The organism is Vannielia litorea (assembly GCF_900142295.1).
Classification (GTDB): Bacteria; Pseudomonadota; Alphaproteobacteria; order Rhodobacterales; family Rhodobacteraceae; genus Vannielia; species Vannielia litorea.
In genome coordinates, this window is record NZ_FSRL01000001.1 from 2,767,766 (window position 1) to 2,788,644 (window position 20,879).

The following is a 20,879-nucleotide window of genomic DNA, read 5'->3' on the forward strand; positions in this document are numbered from 1 at the left end:
AACTTCAGGCAGATTTGAGCGAGCCCGGCCGGAGGGCTTCAGCCGTCGCTGGGCGCGGGCTCGGGGGTTTCGGCGGCGGGCCGGGTGTCGGCGCGGGTGAGGATGCCGTCCTTCCATTCGCCGCTTTCGACCTCGCCAGTGGCATAGGTCATGGTGCCCTGGCCCTGGCGTTTGCCCTCGGCGAAGAGGCCCTCGTAGATGTCGCCGTTGGCATAGGTGGCCGTGCCCTCGCCGTCGATCTTGCCGGCCTTCCAGCCGCCCTCGTAGGAAAAGCCGTCGGCCATGGTGATCTTGCCCTGGCCCTCGCGCTGGCCGGCCTTGAAACCGCCCTCGTAGGTGGTGCCGTCGGCATAGGTCGCGGTGCCCTGCCCGTCGCGGAGGCCGTCCTTCCATGCGCCGACATACTTGTAGCCGTCGGGCGAGGTCATGGTGCCCTGGCCGTGGTTCCTGGCGTCCTTGAAGCCGCCCTCGTAGACCATGCCGCCCGTGTAGCGCGCCACGCCCTGGCCCTCGATCACCCCCTCGACCCAGCCGCCGGTATAGGTGGAGCCGTCGGGGTAGGTGATGGTGCCCTCACCGTGGGCCATGTCGCCCGCGAAGTCGCCCTCGTAGACCGAGCCGTCGGGGTAGGTCACGGTGCCCTTGCCGTGGATCCGGCCTTCCTTCCAGGCGCCCACATACTTGTAGCCGTCGGCCCCGGTGAAGGTGCCCTGGCCGTCGCGCTGGTCGGCCTTGAAGTCGCCGTCGTAGATCTCGCCGTTGGCGTAGGTGACCTTGCCCTTGCCGTGGCGCTGGCCGTTCACCAGCAGGCCGGTGTAGACGTCGCCGTTGGGCTGGGTCAGCGTGCCGAGGCCGTTGATCTGGCCGGCCTTCCAGGCGCCGTTGTAGGTGAGCCCGTCGGGCATGGTGAGCACGCCCTGGCCAGCGCGCTGGTTTCGGGAGAAGCTGCCCTCGTAGACCGAGCCGTCGGCGTAGCTCATCCGGCCCTTGCCCTCCTTGACGCCCGCGACCCAGGCGCCCTCGTAGACCGAGCCGCCCGGCGCGGTGAGCTTGCCCTGCCCCTCGTGCAGGCCGCCCGCGAAGCCGCCTTCGTAGACCCGCCCGTCGGCATAGACGGCGGTGCCCTGCCCAGTCATCGCGCCGTTCTTCCAGTCGCCGTCATAGGTGCCGCCATCGGGAAAGGTGATCTTGCCCTTGCCCTCGGGTTTGCCCTTGGCGAAGGCGCCCTGGTAGATCGACCCGTTGGGATAGCGCGCCACGCCCTGGCCGAGGATCTCGCCCTCGACCCAGTCGCCCGCGTATTCGTAGCCGTTGGGCAGGGTGTAGGTGCCCTTGCCGTGCTGGAGGCCGTTCTTGAAGGTGCCCTGGTAGACGCCGCCGTTGTCGTACTGCTTGGTCTGCCGGTCCTGCGCCGCGAGGGGCGCGGCCAGCGCCAACGCGGTGATCAGCGCGATATGTCCTGCCCGGATCATGGCTCTCGTTCCTCTCGGCTGCCCCTGCCCGCCCCGCCGGGGTCTGCCCCCCGCGGGCCCAGAAGGTAAGGCGGGGGGCGCAGGGTCGCAACGCTTTTTGGCGGGGCCGCCTTTCACTTCAGCGTCAATCTGCTAAGTCGGATCGCATCAAGGAGAGGCGCAGGCATGGCCGACAGGTTCAGGATCACGCTGGCACAGTTGAACCCGGTGCTGGGCGACATGGCAGGCAATGCGGCGAAGGCCCGCGCGGCCTGGGAAGAGGGCAAGGCGGCCGGGGCCGACCTGGTGGCCTTCACCGAGATGTTCATCTGCGGCTACAACGCGCAGGACCTGGTGGACCGCCCCGCCTTTGCCGCCGATGCCGTGGCCCATATCGAGGCGCTGGCCGAGATCTGCGCCGACGGGCCGGCGATTGCCATCGGCGGGCCCTGGCCCGAGGACGGCAAGCTCTTCAACGCCTATTTCATCCTCAAGGGCGGCAAGGTCATGACCCGGGTGCTCAAGCACCACCTGCCCAACGAGACGGTCTTCGACGAGGTGCGGATCTACGATGCCGGGCCTCTGGGTGGGCCCTATGCGGTGGGCAACGTGCGGGTGGGCTCGCCGATCTGCGAGGATGCCTGGCACGAGGACGTGGCGGAGACCCTGGCCGAGACCGGCGCGGAATTTCTGCTCGTGCCCAACGGCTCGCCCTACTACCGGCACAAGATGGACGTGCGGGTGAACCTGATGGTGCAGCGCGTCGTCGAGACCGGGCTGCCGCTGATCTACCTCAACATGGTGGGCGGCCAGGACGACCAGGTGTTTGACGGCGGCTCCTTCGTGCTGAACCCGGGCGGAGCGCTGGCGGTGCAGATGCCGGTTTTCGACGAGGCGGTGGTGCAGCTCGACCTCGAGCGCGGGCCGGAAGGCTGGCGCGCGGTGGAGGGCGAGAAGGCGAAGATGCCGGACGCCTGGGAGCAGGATTATCGCTGCATGGTGCAGTCGGTGCGCGACTACTTCGGCAAGACCGGCTTCAGCAAGGCGCTGCTGGGCCTCTCGGGCGGGGTCGACTCGGCGCTGGTGGCCGCCATTGCCGCCGATGCGCTGGGGCCGGACAATGTGCGCTGCGTGATGCTGCCCTCGGAATACACCTCCGAGCACTCGCTGGAGGATGCGAGGGCGGCGGCCGAGCGGCTGGGCTGCCGCTACGACTTCGTGCCGATCGGCGGGCCGCGGGCCGCCGTGACCGAGGCGCTGGCGCCGCTCTTCGAGGGCACCGAGCCGGGGCTGACGGAGGAGAACATCCAGAGCCGGTTGCGGGGGCTGCTGCTGATGGCGCTCTCCAACAAGTTCGGCGAGATGCTGCTGACCACGGGCAACAAGAGCGAGGTCGCGGTGGGCTATGCCACGATCTACGGCGACATGGCGGGCGGCTACAATCCGTTGAAGGATCTCTACAAGACCCGCGTCTTCGAGACCTGCCGCTGGCGCAATGCCAACCATCGGCCCTGGATGAAGGGGCCCGCAGGCGAGGTGATTCCGCCGCGCGTGATCGACAAGCCGCCCAGCGCCGAGCTGCGCGAGGATCAGAAGGACGAGGACAGCCTGCCGCCCTACGAGGCGCTCGACCGCATCCTGGAGATGCTGGTCGACGAGGAGGCCGCCGTGTCCGAGGTGGTGGCGGAGGGCTTTGACCGGGACACGGTGAAGAAGGTGGAGCGGCTGATCTATCTCAGCGAGTACAAGCGCTTCCAGTCCGCGCCCGGCACGCGGCTGACCAAGGCGGCGTTCTGGCTCGACCGGCGCTACCCGGTGGTCAACCGCTGGCGCGACCCGTCGTAGGGCCCCCGAGCAGATCATGCGGCCGATTCTGACCCTCACCCCCAGCCCGGCGCTCGACCTCTCGGCACAGGCCCCTGCGGTGCGCCCGAACGTGAAGCTGCGCTGCGGCGTGGCCGTAGTGGAGCCGGGCGGCGGCGGGGTGAACGTGAGCCGCGCGGTGGCGCAGCTCGGCGGGGCCTCTCGCTGCCTGGTGGCGCTGGGCGGCGCGACCGGGGCGGCGCTGGAGGCGGGGCTGGCGGCGCGGGGGCTGGAGGTGATGCGTTTCGAGGCGCCGGGCGACACCCGGCAGAGCCTTGCGGTGACCAGCGCGGAGACGGGCGAGCAGTATCGGTTTTCGCTGGCCGGGCCGGAGTGGGGCGAGGCCGACTGCCAAGGCTTCGTGGAGGCGGTGGCGCAGGCGGTGACGCCGGGGGCGCTGGTGGTGCTGTCGGGCTCGCTGCCGCCGGGCATGGGGCCGGAGTGGCTGGCGCCGCTGGGCGCGGCGGTGCGCGGCGCCGGGGCGGAGCTGGTGGTGGACACCTCGGGCGATGCCCTGAAGCGGCTGGCGGCGGAGGGCGGCGCGGATGTGCTGCGCATGGATCACGCGGAGGCGCGGTTCCTGTCGGGCACGCTGCTCGCGGATGTGGCGGAGGTGCGGGCCTTTGCCGCCACGCTCACGGGGGCCGCGCCGCGTGTGATCGTGGCGATGGGCGCGGCGGGATCGGTGATGGCCTGCGCCGACGGCAGCGCCTGGCACGCGGCGGGGGCCGATGTGCCGGTGGTGAGCAAGGTGGGCGCGGGCGACAGTTTTGTCGGCGGCTTCGTGCTGGCACTGGCGCGGGGCGCGACCCCGGAGGCGGCCTTGCAGGCGGGGATGGCGGCGGCCTCGGCGGCGGTCATGACGCCGGGCACGGAGCTCTGCCGGCTTGAGGACTACGAGCGGGCGCTGCCGGACTGCGTGCTCACGCGGCTCTGAGGAGCGGCGACGTAGATTGCGGGGTTTGGCCCGCGGATCGCTCGCAAAACGGGAGGTCCTCGGGTCGAGCCCGAGGATGACGGCACCGGAGGCGCGAGGTGGCTGCGTCAGCGCAGCTTGGGCGGCTTGTTGGGGTCGGAGCCGGGGGCGGCGGGTTTCCAGGGTTCGGGGGTTTCGGGCTCGGGCAGGTCGAAGCGCATGCCGTGGCGGGCCATGGCCAGTGCCAGCGGGCTGCCCTCGTCGAGAAAGGCCACGTCGAGCGCCTCGGCCTCGAGCCCGGAGAACTTGAGGGCCTCGTTGGCCGCGCCTGCCAGCGCGTGCTCGGCGCCCTCCACTGCATCGACGAAGGCCAGCAGGTGGCCGCGCGCGCCGGAGCGGTAGGTGGCCTGGGCCAGCAGCGCGGCCTTGGCGAGGCCCGCGGCGGAGGCGAGCTTGCCGTCGAGCGCGCGGAGCAGCAGGGCGGACATCTGCGGCACGGAGATCTCGACCGGGATCTCCTCGGCGGCCTCGGGCCCGTGGCCGAGGGTTTCGGCCAGCCAGTCGATCGCCTCGGGCGGCAGGACCGTGGCCGATGGCGCCTCGAGGTTGAGCCCCAGCCCGAGGCCCTGCCCTGCCATCATCGCCACCAGGCCGCGCCCCGACATGGCGGCAAAGGCGGCCTCGCCCTGGGTGAAGGTCACCAGCCGGTCTTCGCTGTCGAAGGCGAGCAGGATCTCGCCCTCGCCGGCATCCACGGCGCGGGGGGTGATGACCTCGCCCTCGGGCTCTTCCTCGAGCAGCAGGAACAGCTGGCTGTCGGCCAGGGCGGCGTAGAAGGCGAGGCGTTCGGCCTCGCCGCCGTGTCCCATCGCCGCGTGGGCGGCATCGAGCGCACTCATAGCACCTCCTTCACCCGGTCGCGGAGCGCGGGCAGCAACTCGGCGGCGAACCAGGGGTTTTTCTTCAGCCACCCCGTATTGCGCCAGGACGGATGGGGCAAGGGGAACACCTCGGGCGCATGGTCGCGCCAGGCGGTGACGGTGCGGGTGACGCCGGCACGCCGGGCCGGGGCGCCGAGGTGCCAGGCCTGGGCGTAACCGCCGATCAGCAGGGTGAGCGGGGCGGGGCCGATGTGGGCCAGGGCGGCGTCGCGCCAGGTCTCGGCGCAGATCCGGGGCGGCGGCAGGTCGCCACCCTTGGCGTCGTAGCCCGGAAAGCAGAAGGCCATGGGCAGGATGGCGACGCGGGCGGTGTCGTAGAAGGTATCACGGTCGAGGCCGAGCCAGTCGCGGAGGCGGTCGCCGGAGGGATCGTTGAAGGGGATGCCGGTGTCGTGCACGCGCAGGCCGGGGGCCTGGCCGGCGAGGATGATCCGCGCGCCGGGGCTGAACCACGGCACCGGGCGGGGCGCATGGGCCGTGGCGGTGGCGGCGAAGCGCGGGGCGCAGAGGCGGCAGGCGCGAATGTCGTGGGGCAGGGTCATCGGGGGCAGTCTAGCCGGGGCGACGTGCGGCCTGAAGGGGCGCGATGGGCCGGGCGGGCTCGGCCGCCCTTCGAGACGTCCTCGGCGGATGCTTCGAGGATCGTCGAAATGAATTGACCGGCGCGAAACAGTTCGATATTTCTCGAACCATGAAAACGATTCTCCCCGACGGGCACTCCCTTGCCGAAATGGCCTCGACCTTTGCCGCGCTCGGCTCCGAGCAGCGGCTGATGGTCTTGCAAACCCTTGTGCGCGCCGGGCCCGACGGGCTGCCGATCGGAGAGTTGGGACAGCGGAGCGGCATCACCGGCTCCACGCTGACCCATCACATGAAGATCCTCGCCGCCGCCGGGCTGGTGCGGCAGGAGAAGCAGGGCCGCAGCATCATCTGCGCGGCGGTCTCCTACGACGAAATCGAATCGCTGTCGGGCTTTCTCATGTCGCAATGCTGCGCCGACCGGGAAGACCCTTGCCATACGGAAGGCACGCAGACCCATGGCTGATCTCACGCAATCCCCGCGCCCCTCGCCTGGCGACCTCTGGACGCGCGCGCCGAAGGCCTGGCTGGCCTCGGCCCTGATCGTGCTCGCGGTCGCGGTGCTGGATAGTGCCGAGCTCATGCCGACGCTGATCTTTGCCGCAAACGCACTGCTGCACACCGCGCCCTTCATCCTCTTCGCCGTGCTGGCGGTGGCCTGGCTGAAGGCCACCGGAGCGGAGACGCTGCTGGCAAAGGCCTTCGAGGGCAACAAGGCGCGGATGATCGTGATGGCGGCGCTGCTGGGCGGGCTCTCGCCCTTCTGCTCCTGCGAGGTGATCCCCTTCATCGCGGCCTTGCTGGCCGTCGGCGCGCCGCTCTCGGCGGTGATGGCCTTCTGGCTGGCCTCGCCGCTGATGGACCCGGCGATGTTCTCGATCACCGCGGGCACGCTGGGCTTTGACTTTGCGCTGGCCAAGGCGCTCTCGGCCATCGGGCTTGGCATGATGGGCGGCTTCGTGACGCTGGTGATGGCCAAGAGCACCGTATTCGCCGATCCACTGCGGCCGAAAAAGAGCGCCGGCTCCTGCTGCGGGGCGAAAAAGCCGTTTCAGGGCAAGCCGGTCTGGCGGTTCTGGGGCGAGGCGACGCGGCGCGAGACCTTCCGCGACACGGCGGTGGAGAACGGGCTGTTTCTCTTCAAATGGCTGCTGCTGGCCTACCTGCTGGAAAGCCTGATGCTGAGCTATGTGCCCGCCGAGATGATCGCCTCGGTGCTGGGCGGCGACGGGATCGGCCCGATCCTGCTGGGCGCTCTGGTGGGGGCTCCGGCCTACCTGAACGGCTATGCCGCGGTGCCGCTGATCGACGCGCTGCTGGCGCAGGGCATGAGCCAGGGCGCGGCGATGTCTTTCGTGATCGCGGGCGGCGTGAGCTGCATCCCGGCCGCCGTGGCGGTCTGGGCGCTGGTGAAGCCGAGAGTCTTTGCCGCCTACGTGGGCTTCGGGTTCGTCGGCGCGGTGCTGGCCGGCATGGCCTGGGGCGCCCTCGCCTGACACTGGTCGGTGGGACAGTGCGCGTTGGCGCACCGTCCGACCGCCCACGCGCGGTTGCCCCCCTGCCCCGATTTCAGTATCTGGGAGGGAACGCTGCGGCAGGGGGGTGGTGAGGCATGTACCGGGTCTGGAACTTCGTCACGAACTATTCGCTCCTGCTCATCGCGGGGGCGATCATCGCCCTGATCTGGGCCAATATCGACGCCGAGAGTTACCACCACTTCGTCGAGTTCGTGATCTGGGACCATGCGCCCATCGGGCATCTGCACGACGGCCACCGCACCCTGACCCTGCATTATCTCGTCAACGACGTGCTCATGGCCTTCTTCTTTGCCATCGCGGCGAAGGAGGTCTGGGAGGCGGTGATCCTGGAGAACGGGAGCCTGCGCGGCAGGAAGGCGGCGACGCCGCTGGTGGCCACGCTGGGCGGGATGATCGGGCCGATCTCGGTGTATCTCGGCATGGCCTACCTGGTCTGGCCCGACACCTATGCCGCCGTCGCCAACGGCTGGGCGATTCCGACCGCGACCGACATCGCCTTTTCCTACCTCATCGGGCGGATGGTCTTTGGCGCGGGCCACCCGGCGGTGCGCTTCCTGCTGCTGCTGGCCATCGCCGACGACGCGGCGGGGCTCATCATTCTGGCCATCTTCTACCCGACCGGCGAGCTGGCACCGGAGTGGCTGCTTCTGTCGCTGGCCGCCGCCGTGACCGTCTTCGTGCTGTGCAACTGGCTGCCGCGCCGCCGCGACGCGGGCAACCAGGACCGGCCGCACTCGACCTGGATGGCCTCCACCCTCAGCGTCTGGCCCTACCTGCTGGCCGGTGCGGTGAGCTGGTACGGCTTTCAGCAGGCGGGCATCCACCCGGCCCTCGGCCTGCTGCCCATCGTGCCCACCCTGCCCCATGCCGACCGCGCCTTCGGGATCTTCTCGGAGGCCGAACAATACCTCAGCGACCTGCTCAACAAGGCCGAGCACATGCTGAAGCATCCGGTCGAGGTGATCCTGTTCTTCTTCGGCCTGCTGAACGCGGGCGTGGAGTTCAACGCCATCGGCGATGCCACCTGGCTGGTGCTGGCAGGGCTCATCATCGGCAAGCCCATCGGCATCTTCATCTTCGGATGGGTCGCGGCCTACCCGATGAAGCTGGGACTGCCCAAGGGCATGCGCTCGATCGACCTGGTGGTGATCGGCTGCGTCGCGGCCATCGGCTTCACGGTGTCGCTCTTCGTCGCCTCGGTCGCCTTCCCGGGCGGGCCGGTGCAGGACGCGGCGAAGATGGGGGCCCTGTTCAGCTTCGGGGCTGCGGCGATCTCGATCGTGGTCGGCCTTTTGACCCGAGTCGAGAAACAGAACGCCTGAGGGCGACCTATTGCTGCCGGATCGCGGGGCTTCACGACACAATGATGCCCGATTTACCCCGCGTTTCGCCAAGATTGCGTTGAAAACCGAGGGATTCGGGCGACATAATGCTGCCCAACTGGCGGACTATACCAATGCATTAACAAAGCGCCGCTAACGGTGTGACAACGAGCAGCCAAAGGCGACGAATGCTGGAATTTTCCAACGTCAGCAAGTCCTTCTGGACCGGCAAGCAGCGCAAGGTGATCCTTGACCAGGTCTCGTTTCGCGTCGAGCTCGGCAATTCGCTCGGCATCCTCGCCCCCAACGGCACCGGCAAGACCACGCTCATCAACATGATGGCCGGGCTGGAAAAGCCCGACGAGGGCGAGATCCGCCGGGGCTGCCGCATCTCCTTTCCGCTCGGGTTCATGGGGGGCGTGGTCAACCGCCACACCGGCACCGAGAACGCCCGCTACATCGCAAGGCTCTACGGGCTCGACCCCGACTACGTGGAGGCCTTCTGCCGCTGGCTCTGCGGGATCGAGGAATATTTCGACATGCCGGTTGGCACCTACAGCCAGGGCATGCGGGCGCGGTTCTGCTTTGCGCTGATGCTGGCGCTCGACTTCGACATGTATCTGATCGACGAGGGCATGCCCTCGACCACGGATGTGGAGTTCAACCGCCGGGCCGGGTCGATCCTGCGCGAGCGGCTGAAGGAGACCACCGTCGTCATCGTCTCGCACCAGGCGGGCACGCTGGAAAAGTTCTGCCGCTCGGCGGCGGTGCTGCGCGACGGGCAGTTCCACATGTTTGAAACGCTGGAAGAGGCGAAGAGGCTCTATGACTACCAAGCCCAAGGCTAGCAGGTTCCGCATCCGGCGGGACGGCCCGCTGACGCCCGGCCAGGCGCTTGCCGCCACCGAGGGCGCGACCGCGCGCAAGGTGGTGCCGCCGCAGGCTCCCGCCCCCGAGGCTGCCGCCCCCAAGGCCGCCCGCCCCGCCCCGTCCGCCGAGGCGGCAAAGGTGCAGCCGCAGCCCGATCGCGGCGCCCCGAAACCCGAAGCCGGCCCCGTCGCGGGCGCGAAGCCTGCCGCCAACCCCGCCGCCGGCGCCGCGCCCAAGGCGGACAAGGACGTGGCGATGATGGAGGCGGCCTCGCCCCAGATGCATGAGGACGGCTTTGGCCCCGAGGCCATGCCCGGCTCCGCCGCCGCCGAGAAGGGCAAGCCGGCCGCGGCCCAGGCGCAGACCGGCGAGGTGGCCAGCGCCGCCTCCGCCGCCAGCGAGCAGACCATCGCCGACATCCGCAAGGAGGGCCTGACCGGCCGTCAGCTGCGGATGGCGCGCCGGGTGGCGCAGAAGCACGGGCTGTCGCCGACCTCCGATTTCGACGCGGTCAAACAGCTGCGCGACCGGGGCGTGGACCCGTTTCAGCGCTCTGCCATGCTGGAGCTGGTGCAGAACAACGCCAAGGCGCAGGGCGCCGAGGCCGGACAGGGGGCCGCTTCGCCCAACCTGCCGCAGGTCGCCCGGCAGACCGGCACCCAGGTTGCCGTGCAGAACCAGGCCCCGGTGCCCGGCCCGGTGCTCGACCCGGCCGAACATCGCGCCAGCGAGATCGGCCGCATCCAGCGCGACATCGCGCGCCGCCGCCGCCGCAAGACGGCGCTGCTCTTCACCCGGCTGGCCTTCTTCGTGCTGCTGCCGGCCTTCATCGCCGGCTGGTACTACTACGTGCTGGCCACGCCGCTCTATGCCACCAAGTCCGAGTTCGTGATCCAGCAGGCCGAGCCGGCCTCTGCCGCCGGGCTGGGCGGGCTGTTCCAGGGCACCGGCTTTGCCACCCAGCAGGACAGCACCACGGTGCAGAGCTACCTCGCCAGCCGCGCCGCGATGCTGCGGCTGGACGAGGATCACGGGTTCAAGGAGCACTTCGAGCAATCGTTCATCGACCCGATCCAGCGGCTCGAGCCGGAGGCCACCGACGAGGCGGCCTACCGCGTCTACCAGCGCAACGTGAAGATCGGCTACGACCCCTCGGAAGGCATCCTGAAGATGGAGGTCATCGCCGCCAGCCCGGAGAAGAGCCAGGAGTTCTCGCAGGCCCTTCTGGGCTATGCCGAGGAGCAGGTGGACCAGCTCACCCAGCGCCTCCGGGAAGACCAGATGCAGGGCGCCCGCGCCAGTTTCGAGGAGGCCGAGGCCAAGGTGCTGGCGGCCCAGACGCGGGTGCTGGAGTTGCAGGAGCAGCTCGGCGTGCTCGACCCGGTGAGCGAGACCGGCTCGCTGATGCAGCAGATCACCCAGTTCGAGGTGGAGCTGCGCCAGAAGGAGCTGGACCTGCAGCAGCAGCTGGCCAACACCCGCCCCAACCAGGCAAGGGTCCGGGCGCTGGAGGGCGATATCGCGCGGCTGTCGACGCTTGTGGCGGAGCTGCGCTCGTCGATGACCACAACCACCGACAGCGGCGCCTCGCTGGCGCGGATCAGCGGCGAGCTGCGGATCGCCGAGGCCGATCTGGCGACCCGGCAACTGCTGCTCCAGCAGGCCGCCGCCCAGCTCGAGACCGCGCGGATCGAGGCCAACCGGCAGGTGCGTTACCTCTCGCTCGGCGTGGCGCCGATCGCGCCCGACGAGGCCACCTATCCGCGCGCCTTCGAGAACACCGCGCTGGCGCTGCTCATCTTCGCGGGCATCTACCTGATGATCTCGCTCACCGCCTCGGTGCTGCGCGAGCAGGTCGCCGGATGACCGCAGGCGGCGGGGCCGAGGCTCTCGCCGCCAGGATCGACGCCTATTGCGCCTGCTGGCGGGTGATGGACGGCGCCGCCCGCGAGGCGGCGCTGGCCCGCGTGGTGGCCCCGGATCTGCGCTACACCGACCCGAGCGTGGCCCTCACCGGCATCCCGGCCCTTTCGGCGCATATCGCGCAGGTCACCGCCGCGCGGCCCGAGGCGGTGATCGCCCGCACCACGCCGGTGGACGCGCATCACCGGGTGGCCCGTTTCGGCTGGAGCCTGACCGATGGCGGAAGGGAACATCTGGCCGGGAGTATCGACCTGGTCGAGACCGACCCGGCGAGCGGGCTCTTCACCCGGATCACCGGTTTCTTCGGCCCGCTGCCGGGCTGAGGCCTTGCCGCCGCATCGCGCGGCCATGCGCGAAGAGCGGGCCGGATCGGGGTTTCCCCTTCGGACCGCGCCGCCTACGATGCCCGAAATTGACGCCCGATTGACGCCGAAACGGATTTGACCCGATGCGCATTGCCCTCCGCTGCCTGCTTCTCTCCCTTGCCCTGCTGCTCACCCTCCCCGCCGCGCCGCTGCGCGCACAGGAGGCGGGAGAGGCCCAGCCCACCGGCACCATCGGGGTGGAGGAAAGCCGCGAGCAGGATGCCGCCATCGCCCGGCGCATCCGCACCATCCTGAGCGAGCTGGAAGGCTATCAGGATGTGACCGTGGCGGTGAAATCGGGGATCGTCACCCTGCGCGGCACCACGCTCGACGCCGCGAAGGCCCGCGCCCTCAACGACCTGGTGGCCCGGGTCGACGGGGTGGTGGCGATCGAGAACGAGGTGGTCGAGAGCACCGATGTGGTGGAGCGGCTGAACCCGGCGGTGAAGCGCTTTCAGGACCGGATCGGCCAGCTCGTCGCCTGGGCGCCGCTGCTGCTGATCGCCGCCGCCGCCTTCACCGGCGTGGCCTTTCTGGGCGTGCTCATCGCAAGGATGCGCCAGCCCTGGGAGCGGCTCGCGCCCAATTCCTTCATCGCCGACATCTACCGGATGCTGATCCGGCTGGCCTTCGTGGTGGGCGGCGTGGTGGTGGCGCTCGACATCCTGGGGGCCACGGCGCTGCTGGGCACCATCCTCGGGGCCGCCGGCATCATCGGCCTCGCCATCGGTTTTGCCGTGAAGGACACGGTGGAGAACTTCATCGCCTCGATCATGCTCTCGATCCGCCAGCCGTTCCGGCCCAATGACGCCATCGAGATCAACGGTGACGAGGGCAAGGTGATCCGCCTCACCTCCCGCGCGACGATCATCCTCAGCTGGGATGGCAACCACATCCGGATTCCCAACTCGACGGTCTTCAAGAGCCGGATCGTGAACTACAGCCGCAACCGCGAGCGGCGGTTCCTCTTCGAGATCGGCTTCGAGGGGGAGGTCGACATGGAGGCCGCCCGCGCCCTGGCGCAGGAGACGGTGCAGGCCCTGCCCTTCACGCTGGAGAGCCCGGCTGCCAGCGTCTGGATCGACCGGCTCAGCGAGGGCGGCACGATGCTGAAGGTGGCGGGCTGGATCGACCAGACCGAAACCTCGCTGCTCCTCGCCAAGGGCGAGGCGTTGCGGCAGGTGAAGGCCGCGCTGGAGGGTGCGGGCGTGCTGATCCCCGACACCACCTACCGCCTGCGGCTGGACCCCCCGATCGGCGCGCTGGCGCCGCTCGCCGCCGCCGCCGAGGAGGCCGTGGCGCAGCAGCCGCCCGAAACCGTCACCCCGCCGCAGGCCCCCCTCGTGGAGACCGCAGACGTGGGCGCGACCGAGGAAAAGGAGCTGGAAGCGATGGTCGAGGCCGAGCGCGCGGAGGACGGCCACGAGGACGATCTGCTCGACGACACGACGAAGGTGGAATAGGCCGAATTTTCCGCACGGAGGGGGCTTGCACAGCCGCCCTGTTCTGGGTAGGAAGCCCCTCGCCGTTGGGGTGTAGCCAAGTGGTAAGGCAGCGGTTTTTGGTACCGTGTACCGTAGGTTCGAATCCTACCACCCCAGCCAGGCACTTTCCGGAAATCGTGCGGTACGCGTTTGCCTCCAAGGTGTGGCGTGATTTCAAAGGCTTGCGCGTGTAGGGCTCTTGCCGAGGCCGGAAGTCGGCGTCAAAGAAGGCCCATTTCTGGCCCCGGTCTCAGATCGGCAACTCCATGGTAGCAGTTTGGGTTCTTGGGGATTCAGAGCGCGGTGACGATGGCGCGTTGCTCTTCCGGGTCGAGCTGCGCGTGCAGTCCGGCCGAGGCTGAGACGGAGGGGCCATGCACCAAGTCGATCCGGTAGACAGATTGCAGCAGGACGGCGGGCTCAGAGCCGGTCGTGATCTCCGCGAGTCGTGCCGCGAGGCTGCCGATGGCGTCGGTTGTCGCGCCTTTCAACATCCCGGCGGCAAAGCCCGGCCTGGCGAGGGTCGCACGCATCATCTTTGTCACCCGTCGCTCAAGCGCCTCGGCCGGCAGGCGCCGGGCGTGGGGGAATGCCCAGCTCTTCGCTCAGTTGCGCGAGCGAAGCCTGCGGCCGCTATGTTGCACTGACGGCCTGCGTCGTGGTGGCGCTGCCGTGACGAGCTTGGCCCACAAAGCTTCCCTCCAAACTGAAGGGTTCACACCATCAAACCGTGGGATCAGGGAGTTGCCATGGCTGCCTTCGCCTTTCGATCCTGGCTGCGGAACATCACGAAATAAAACACCGGTGCGGCGATCAGGGTGAGGACCGAGGCAAAGGCCAAGCCGCCCATGATGGTGGCCGCCATGGATTTGAAGAAGGCGTCTGTCAGAAGCGGGAGCATGCCAAGGATCGTCGTCGCTGCCGCGAGGAAGACCGGCCGCAGACGCGACGTGGAGGCGCTGACGATGGCGTCCTGCAACGGCATGTGCGGGTGCGCTTCGCGGGTCAGGTCGATTTCCTCGACCAGCACGATGCCGTTCTTGATCAGCATCCCCGAGAGCGACAGGAGTCCCAGCAGCGCCGTGAAGGTGAAGGGCAGGCCCGCGCCCAGAAGCGCGAGGCTGACTCCGTTGACCGCCATCGGCACCAGCAACCAGATGATCAGCGGTTGGCGTAGAGCGTTGAACAGCAGCACCGAGATCAGCACCATGATGATGCCGCTCAGCGGCAACTGCCCGCCGAGCGAGGCCTGCGCCTCCGAGGCGCTTTCCAGCTCGCCCCCCCATTCCATGCGGTATCCTGAGGGCAGGTCCATCGTCTCGAAGGCGTCCTGCACCTCGGCCTGCACCTGCGCCGCCGTCATGCCGCGCGGAATGTCCGCGCCGACGGTGATGACCTGCATGCGGTCGCGACGGTGGACCAGCGTATCCTGCGGCTCGAAGCGGAACCCGTCGATGACCTGCTCCAGCGGGACCAGCGCGCCGCCGCTGTCGGAATAGATCACGTGGTCGGTCAGCGCGAGGTCGGCGTCGCGCGGCGAACGGATGACGATGGGGATTTGCCGGTCGCCCTCGCGGAAGGTGCCGCCGTCGATGCCCTCGGTGGCGAATTGCAGCGTCTCGGTGATCTGGCTGCGCGAGATGCCGGCGTCCTGGGCGCGGTCGCCTGCATAGACCGGGCGCAACACCAGCTCGCGCTCGCGCCAGTCGTGGCGCAGGGCGACGACATTGTCCGAGGCGGCTTGCATCCGTGCCATCGCCTCGTCCGCAAGGTCACGCAGAACGTCGGAGTCGCGGCCCGAGAAGCGCACCTCGATCGGCGCGCCGCCGCCGGGGCCGAAGGCCAGACGCTTCACCCGGAACTCGCCTTGCGGCAGGGCCTCGGTGGCAAAGGCCTCGACCGCGTTCATCTCGTCCTCGATCACCTCGAGCGAGGAAACGCGCACGATCAGGTGGCCATAGCTCGGGTTCGGATCCTCGGCCTGGTAGGTCAGCATGAAGCGCGACGCGCCCTGGCCGGCGAAGGCGGTCACCGTCTCCACGGCGTCGCGGTCCGCCAGCCAGTCTTCCAGCACCGCGAGGTCGCCCGACGTCTGGTGGATCGAGGCGCCCTGCGGCAGCTTGTAGTGGACGAAATAGAGCGGCGTGTTGCTGTCGGGAAAGAACTGCTGCTTGATCTGGCCGAAAAGCGCGTAGCACACGGCCGTCCCTGCAACCAGCGCCGCGATCACCGGCCAGCGCAGCTTGATCGAGGCGCGCAGCACCGCCGCGTAGCCGCGAAACAGCGCGCCGTCGTAGCTGTCGCCGCCGTCATCGTTGCCCCGCCAGAAGAAGTAGTGCCCCAGGAGCGGCGTCGCGGTGATCGCCAGCACCCACGAGAGCAGAAGCGATATGGCGATCACGGCGAAGAGCGAGAACAGGAATTCGCCGGTGGCATCCGGTGACAGTCCGATCCCGGCGAAGGCCATGATGCCGATCACCGTGGCACCGAGCAGGGGGATTTGCGTCTTGCTGGCGGCTTCTGTCGCGGCCTCGCGGGAGGTCTTGCCGTGGCGCATGGCGATCTGCATGCCTTCCGCCACGACGATGGCATTGTCGACCAGCATCCCCATGGCGATGATCAGCGCGCCGAGCGAGATCCGCTCCATCTCGATGGAAGCGAGGTTCATGAAGAACAGCGTGCCGACGACCGTCAGGAGCAGGGTCGAGCCGACGACAATAGCGGCGCGCCAGCCCATGAAGAGCGCGAGCACCACAACAACGATGCCGACCGACATGGCGAGGTTGACGAGAAAGGCGTTCGACGCCTCCTCGACCACGGTGTGCTGGCGATAGATCGACTGAACTGAGATCCCCAGCGGCAGGGTGGCGCGCAGCGTATCGAGCCGGGCGTCGACGCGCTTGCCGACCTCGACGATATTCTCGGTGGCGTTGCCGGCGACGCCGAGCGTGAAGGCGTCCATGCCATTGTGGCGGACGATCAGGCCGGGGTTGGCCTCTGTCCCACGGTAGATATGCGCAAAATCGGCGAGGTTGACGACCTGCCCGCCGACCCCGACCGAGAGCGCCGCGATTTCCGACACGCTGTCGGAGCCCTCCGGGCGCTGCACCAGCGTGCGCCCGTCCTTGTCTTGCAACGTGCCGCCGTCGACGATTTCGTTTGCGCTGGCCACTGCGCCCAGCACGGCTGCGGGCGAAAGGCCAAGGGTTGCGGTCAGCGCGGGATCGGGCTCGATATAGATCATTTCGTTCGGCACGCCCGAGAGCGCCACGTCCGCCACCCCGTCCACCGCCAGCAGTTCGCGCCGCAGGTAGGTGGAGAGCCGGTTGACCTCGGCATCCGAAAAGCCCGGCGCGACGACAGCGTAATAGAGCCCGTAGACATCGCCGAAACCGTCATTGACGAAGGGCGGCGTGGTCCCGGCGGGCAGGGCGGCCTCTGCCACGCGGTTGCGCAGCTTCGTCCAGATCTGCGGCAGTTCGGTGCCGTCGTAGGTGTCCTTCATGTTGACCGTGATCCAGGACAACCCGGGCTGGTTCATCGACTGGATGTCCTTGACCTCGCCCATCTTCTGGATCTGCGATTCCAGCGGCTCGGTCACTTCCAGCGCCACCTCTTCGGCAGAGGCCCCGGGGTATTGCGTGACCACCACGGCCGTCTTGATGGTGAAGGCCGGGTCTTCCAGGCGGCCGAGCGAGGCAAAGCCCCAGATGCCGCCCAGAAGACAGATGAGCATGATGATCCAGGTATAGACCGGCCGGTCTATGGAAAGGCGCGCGATGTCCATGGGGTCAGTCTCCGAAGCCGGTGAAGCGGCGGACTTCGGCGCCGTCGGTCAACTGGTCGGCGCCGATGGCCACGACCTCCTGGCCCGGCTCCAGCCCCGCGGTGACCTCGACCGTGCCGCGGTCGGATGCGGTGATGTCGACCGGAGTGGCGGTGACGGTGCCGGTCCCGGCGCCCGTGGGTTCGAAGACCATGACGTAGGTGTCGCTGTCATTGCCGATCACGATGGCGGAGGCCGGCAGTTCAATGCGGCTGGGCCCGGTCTTCAGAACAGCGCTGACCTTGGCGGACGAGCCGGGCAGCAGGGTCAGGCCGGCGGGCGCCGCCATGCCGAGAGTGAGGCGATAGGTCTGCCCGACCTCGGCGGTCTCGGCGTTGAACTCACGGATTTCCAGGGGGAACGACCGGTCGCTGGCGGGGAACTCCACGGTGAGGGTCAGGTCGGGGTCCTGGCCAGCGCGCTGAAAGAGCGTCTCCGGCACGTCGATCTCGATCCTCAGATCCGACATGTCATGCAGCCTCGCCACCGGCGTGCCCGCGCTGACGGTGGAATGGTTCGGCACCAGCCGGGCAGCGACGATGGCGTCAAAAGGCGCGTGCAGGGTTGCCTGCCGCAACGAACGCTCTGCATTCCGCTGCGCGATCTCGGCCAGTTCATCCTGGGTTTCCGCATCTTCCAGATTGGATTCGGAAACCGCCGAGCCGACGAGCTTCTGATACCTGTCGAGGGTGCGCCTGGCCTGGGCCTTGCGGGCCTCTGCCTCGTCGAGCGCAAGCTGAAAGGGCTCCAGATCCATCCGTGCAACAAGCCCGCCCTTCGGCACCGCCGCCCCCTCTTCGACCGGAAATTCGACCACTTGTCCGCCCACCTGGAAGGCCAGGTCGACGGTTTCGCGGGCCACGACCTTGCCGAAGAAGACGCGCCGCAGTTCGCCCGCACCGGCGGTGACCTCGGTCAGCTTGACGACCGGGGGCTCGGCGCGCACCGGGGAGGCGAGCGCCACATGGGCAAGTGCCGTCATCAGGACGGCGGCGCCCATGCGGGCCAGCGCGCCAAGCCGCGCATCACGGGGCAGAGAGGTCATCAGGACTATCCTTGTTCAGCTGTCGCCCGCCTGCCCGGCTGCGCAGAGGCAAAGCCTGCGCAGTGTGGCAAGTTGGGTGAGAAGATGTTGGCGGTCGCGCGTATTTCGCCCCGCCGCCTTGGAGGCGCGCTGCACGAAATCCGAAAGAGTGGTCACGTCGAACCCCTTGGCGTTCAGCGCGGATGTGTGAGGCGCCAGGATATCCGCGATCACCTCGCGGAATCGTTCGCCCGCGGCCTCGATCTCGTCCTGGCTGCCGGCATGGACGCCATCGACGAAATCCTCGGCATTGGGCATCGCGGCGCACATGTCATGGCCCGCGATGACCGTCTGCTCGAAGACCAGGTCGAGCAGCTCGCCAAGCCCCCCGCGCGTCTTGCGACCCGCGTCGATCGCGGCAAGCGCACGTTCGGTGTAGGTTTGGATGAGCGCGCGGAGGATGTCGTCCTTGTTGCGGAAGTTGTTGTAGAAGGTCTGACGAGACACGCCGGCCTCGTCGCAAAGGTCGCTCATGCTGGTGCGCTTGACGCCGTAGCGCGAAAACACCCGCAGCGCGGCTTCGAGCAATGCTTGTTCGGTTTCGTTCATGCCGCACACCTGGGGTCAAGTTTTCGACGTTTGGACAATCGAACGAAATTTGTCAACTTGAAAGAAGCGAACCATCGGGCCACGCCGCCGTATCCTTGCCATCGACACATCCCGGGCTCGAAATCCTGTGCAGCGCATGGCCCCTTTGACGGGGCGCCCTGCATCACCCTGGACGTCACACCAAACTCCGGTCTCGGCCCTCGTCGGGGCGGCCCTCCCTCTCGGATCTCGACCGCCTCCGCCAAGGCAAGCGCATCACGATGCCGCGACAGAGAGCGTTCGCCTGGAGCTCGAGATACCGAATGCTGCGCGGCGGGCGAATGTCGGCGATGCAGTGACCCTGCCCAGACCATGACGCGCTCCGCTTCGCTTTTGCCAGTCGTCTGAGGGGGCTCTCAACGTCAGGCCTGTCTAATTGGCCATCTGGGCTTCGATGACCGCAATCACACGCGCAACCTTCGCTGCATTGGCGGCGTCGGCATGGGGGGGCGCAAATCGCCCGCTGTCATTGTCGAAATACTTTCCTGATGCCTTTGCGAACTCATCTGAAAGGGCCGCGCGGGTCAGGATGTCGACGCCGATGTTCAGGTCGTTGCCAGATGTTCCAAACCCTTCCCGCACCATTCTGGTGGCGAGAAGCGAGCCGGGGTTGACGGCGACCGAGACCGGGCCATCGGGGTGTTTCGACGCAAAGTCCTGGCTCCACATCGTCAGGGCCAGCTTGCTTTGGGCGTAGGCTTCCATGTCTTGCAGCTGTCGCGTGCCGGTCATGGCGTCAAGATCGACCGGCGCTTGTGCGGCAGAGGACAGATGCACCAACCGGCCGGCTCTTGGCACGATGGGGAGCAGAAGGTTCGACAGAAGGGCGGGGGCGAAGGTGTTGACGACGAACCGCACGTCCATGCCATCGCCCAAGCGCGGCTGTGACGTCTTGAAGACACCGGCATTGTTGATCACCACGTCGATCCGGTCATGGGCTTTGACAAGGGCGCGTCCCATCCGGGCAACTTGCGCCAGGTCGGACATGTCAGCCTGCACGGTCGAAATGTTTGCACCGACTTCGGCTTTCAGCGCGTCAAGCTTCTGAGCATTTCGACCGTGTGCGATGATCTCGTGCCCTTGCTTTGCCAATGCCGCTGCGGTCGCACGACCAAGGCCATCTGTTGCACCGGTGATGAGGATCTTTCTTGTCATGCTGTGTTCCTTATTCGAATGCGGGCAAGACGTGCTCTGCCAGTCGGTTCAGCGTTTCCTCGACGGGATTGGCGTTGAAGCGCAGGTTCAAAGCCAGATGGTTCACGCCGATCGCCTCAAGCTGCTGAAGATATCGCACAAGCGCGCGATGCCCGGAGCGGAAGCCAAGGTGGATCGGGCTTGGCGGTTCATCCGCATCATCGGCGAGGTCTATATAGAGTGGTTGCAACACAGGTTTCGGCGCCTGCTCCAGTGCATTCAGCCGCGCCCGCCAATCCTGCAAGACGCGGTCCTGCGCCACACCAGGGCGAGGATAGGTCATCCAGCCGTCGCCGTGCTGTGCAATCCAGTCCGGCGATTGGCGGCTTGAACCGGTGATCAAGAGCGGCAGCTTCGATGCCCACGGCTTGGGCAGCATATCAATGGGGGCATCCACCGTGCCGAAACGGTTTTTGATCTGCGGTGCGGGCATCCCCATTGCGCGGATGTAGTCAAAGCTCTCTCGGAAGGCCGCGCCACGGCTGTCGAAGTCGCGGTTCATGGCCGGATATTCCTCGGGACGGTCGCCGGAAGCCACGCCGAGGATCAGCCGGCCCCCTGACAGGATATCGGCCGTTGCGGCGGCCTTGGCCACGTGGGCGGGGTGGCGCAGAGGCAGGACGATGCTTGCGACGCCCAGGGCGATATCAGTGGTTCGTGCAGCCAGGTACCCAAGATAGGCAAAGGGATCGAAGAGCTGCCCTGCATCCCCGAAGCTGGGAACGTTGAAGGGGACATCGCGCAGCCAGACAGCTTTGAACCCAAGCTGTTCTGCCTGCTGAACGCGGTCGAGATGGCCTTCGAGATCCGGCACGGGGCTTTGCCCGTACTGCGCGATGGGCACGACAAGCCCGACGCTCAGCCGACCGTTCCGGAACGTGGTATTGTAGCCGCGATTGATCTGCGGGAATGGGGCGTGGGTCTCGTCGCGCATG

18 protein-coding genes and 1 tRNA gene are annotated in these 20,879 nt (G+C 68.0%); 10 read left to right on the forward strand and 9 right to left on the reverse strand.

What is annotated here, in order from left to right; translation table 11 throughout:
- Positions 1-38: 38 nt before the first annotated feature.
- Positions 39-1,472, reverse strand: coding sequence for an MORN repeat-containing protein (locus tag BUR94_RS13510; protein WP_074256725.1), 1,434 nt, complete (start codon positions 1,470-1,472; stop codon positions 39-41).
- 165 nt (positions 1,473-1,637) lie between these two features.
- Here BUR94_RS13510 and BUR94_RS13515 point away from each other — a divergent pair, with 165 nt between their 5' ends.
- A complete protein-coding gene (locus BUR94_RS13515) occupies positions 1,638-3,296 on the forward strand; it encodes an NAD+ synthase (protein ID WP_074256726.1) in 1,659 nt (552 codons plus the stop codon).
- A gap of 16 nt (positions 3,297-3,312) precedes the next feature.
- Positions 3,313-4,251, forward strand: a complete 939-nt coding sequence (locus BUR94_RS13520) for a 1-phosphofructokinase family hexose kinase (RefSeq protein WP_074256727.1) — start codon at positions 3,313-3,315, stop codon at positions 4,249-4,251.
- 107 nt (positions 4,252-4,358) lie between these two features.
- Here BUR94_RS13520 and BUR94_RS13525 read toward each other — a convergent pair whose 3' ends face one another.
- Positions 4,359-5,129, reverse strand: a complete 771-nt coding sequence (locus BUR94_RS13525; RefSeq protein WP_074256728.1) for an SseB family protein — start codon at positions 5,127-5,129, stop codon at positions 4,359-4,361.
- Positions 5,126-5,713, reverse strand: coding sequence for a uracil-DNA glycosylase family protein (locus BUR94_RS13530; RefSeq protein WP_074256729.1), 588 nt, complete (start codon positions 5,711-5,713; stop codon positions 5,126-5,128). Before BUR94_RS13530 ends, BUR94_RS13525 begins: the two co-directional genes overlap by 4 nt.
- A gap of 149 nt (positions 5,714-5,862) precedes the next feature.
- On the opposite strand from BUR94_RS13530, the gene BUR94_RS13535 reads away from it, so the two are divergent.
- From BUR94_RS13535 to BUR94_RS13570, 8 genes are all read left to right on the forward strand, one after another.
- Positions 5,863-6,216: an ArsR/SmtB family transcription factor gene (locus BUR94_RS13535; protein WP_074256730.1), complete on the forward strand. Its 354-nt coding sequence runs from the start codon at positions 5,863-5,865 to the stop codon at positions 6,214-6,216.
- The gene (locus tag BUR94_RS13540; RefSeq protein ID WP_074256731.1) at positions 6,209-7,246 is read left to right on the forward strand and encodes a permease; all 1,038 of its coding nucleotides are present in this window, start codon (positions 6,209-6,211) and stop codon (positions 7,244-7,246) included. The genes BUR94_RS13535 and BUR94_RS13540 overlap by 8 nt, the downstream gene beginning before the upstream one ends.
- A 116-nt stretch (positions 7,247-7,362) precedes the next feature.
- Complete coding sequence (locus BUR94_RS13545; protein WP_074256732.1) at positions 7,363-8,610, forward strand: Na+/H+ antiporter NhaA; 1,248 nt, start codon at positions 7,363-7,365, stop codon at positions 8,608-8,610.
- 188 nt (positions 8,611-8,798) lie between these two features.
- Positions 8,799-9,458: an ABC transporter ATP-binding protein gene (locus BUR94_RS13550; RefSeq protein ID WP_074256733.1), complete on the forward strand. Its 660-nt coding sequence runs from the start codon at positions 8,799-8,801 to the stop codon at positions 9,456-9,458.
- Positions 9,436-11,346 (forward strand): KpsE/RkpR family capsule polysaccharide export protein, encoded by a 1,911-nt coding sequence (locus BUR94_RS13555; protein ID WP_074256734.1) that lies wholly within the window; start codon positions 9,436-9,438, stop codon positions 11,344-11,346. The genes BUR94_RS13550 and BUR94_RS13555 overlap by 23 nt, the downstream gene beginning before the upstream one ends.
- The gene (locus BUR94_RS13560; RefSeq protein ID WP_074256735.1) at positions 11,343-11,726 is read left to right on the forward strand and encodes a hypothetical protein; all 384 of its coding nucleotides are present in this window, start codon (positions 11,343-11,345) and stop codon (positions 11,724-11,726) included. The genes BUR94_RS13555 and BUR94_RS13560 overlap by 4 nt, the downstream gene beginning before the upstream one ends.
- A gap of 125 nt (positions 11,727-11,851) precedes the next feature.
- On the forward strand, positions 11,852-13,231 hold the full coding sequence (locus BUR94_RS13565; protein WP_074256736.1) for a mechanosensitive ion channel domain-containing protein: 1,380 nt from the start codon (positions 11,852-11,854) through the stop codon (positions 13,229-13,231).
- 66 nt (positions 13,232-13,297) lie between these two features.
- Positions 13,298-13,372: transfer RNA gene (locus BUR94_RS13570), tRNA-Gln, on the forward strand.
- A 173-nt stretch (positions 13,373-13,545) separates the two neighbouring features.
- On the opposite strand, the gene BUR94_RS13575 is transcribed toward BUR94_RS13570, so the two are convergent.
- The 6 genes from BUR94_RS13575 to BUR94_RS13600 all read right to left on the reverse strand — a co-directional run bounded on the left by BUR94_RS13575 (position 13,546) and on the right by BUR94_RS13600 (position 20,878).
- On the reverse strand, positions 13,546-13,788 hold the full coding sequence (locus BUR94_RS13575) for a hypothetical protein (protein WP_074256737.1): 243 nt from the start codon (positions 13,786-13,788) through the stop codon (positions 13,546-13,548).
- A gap of 200 nt (positions 13,789-13,988) precedes the next feature.
- The gene (locus BUR94_RS13580; protein WP_074256738.1) at positions 13,989-17,039 is read right to left on the reverse strand and encodes an efflux RND transporter permease subunit; all 3,051 of its coding nucleotides are present in this window, start codon (positions 17,037-17,039) and stop codon (positions 13,989-13,991) included.
- Positions 17,040-17,043: 4 nt separating this feature from the next.
- A complete protein-coding gene (locus BUR94_RS13585) occupies positions 17,044-18,123 on the reverse strand; it encodes an efflux RND transporter periplasmic adaptor subunit (protein ID WP_342745207.1) in 1,080 nt (359 codons plus the stop codon).
- A gap of 15 nt (positions 18,124-18,138) precedes the next feature.
- Entirely contained in the window at positions 18,139-18,711 is a 573-nt protein-coding gene (locus tag BUR94_RS13590) for a TetR/AcrR family transcriptional regulator (RefSeq protein WP_074256739.1), read from the reverse strand.
- Positions 18,712-19,122: 411 nt separating this feature from the next.
- The gene (locus BUR94_RS13595) at positions 19,123-19,905 is read right to left on the reverse strand and encodes an SDR family NAD(P)-dependent oxidoreductase (RefSeq protein WP_074256740.1); all 783 of its coding nucleotides are present in this window, start codon (positions 19,903-19,905) and stop codon (positions 19,123-19,125) included.
- 10 nt (positions 19,906-19,915) lie between these two features.
- Positions 19,916-20,878 (reverse strand): LLM class oxidoreductase, encoded by a 963-nt coding sequence (locus BUR94_RS13600; protein WP_074256741.1) that lies wholly within the window; start codon positions 20,876-20,878, stop codon positions 19,916-19,918.
- Position 20,879: the final 1 nt, after the last annotated feature.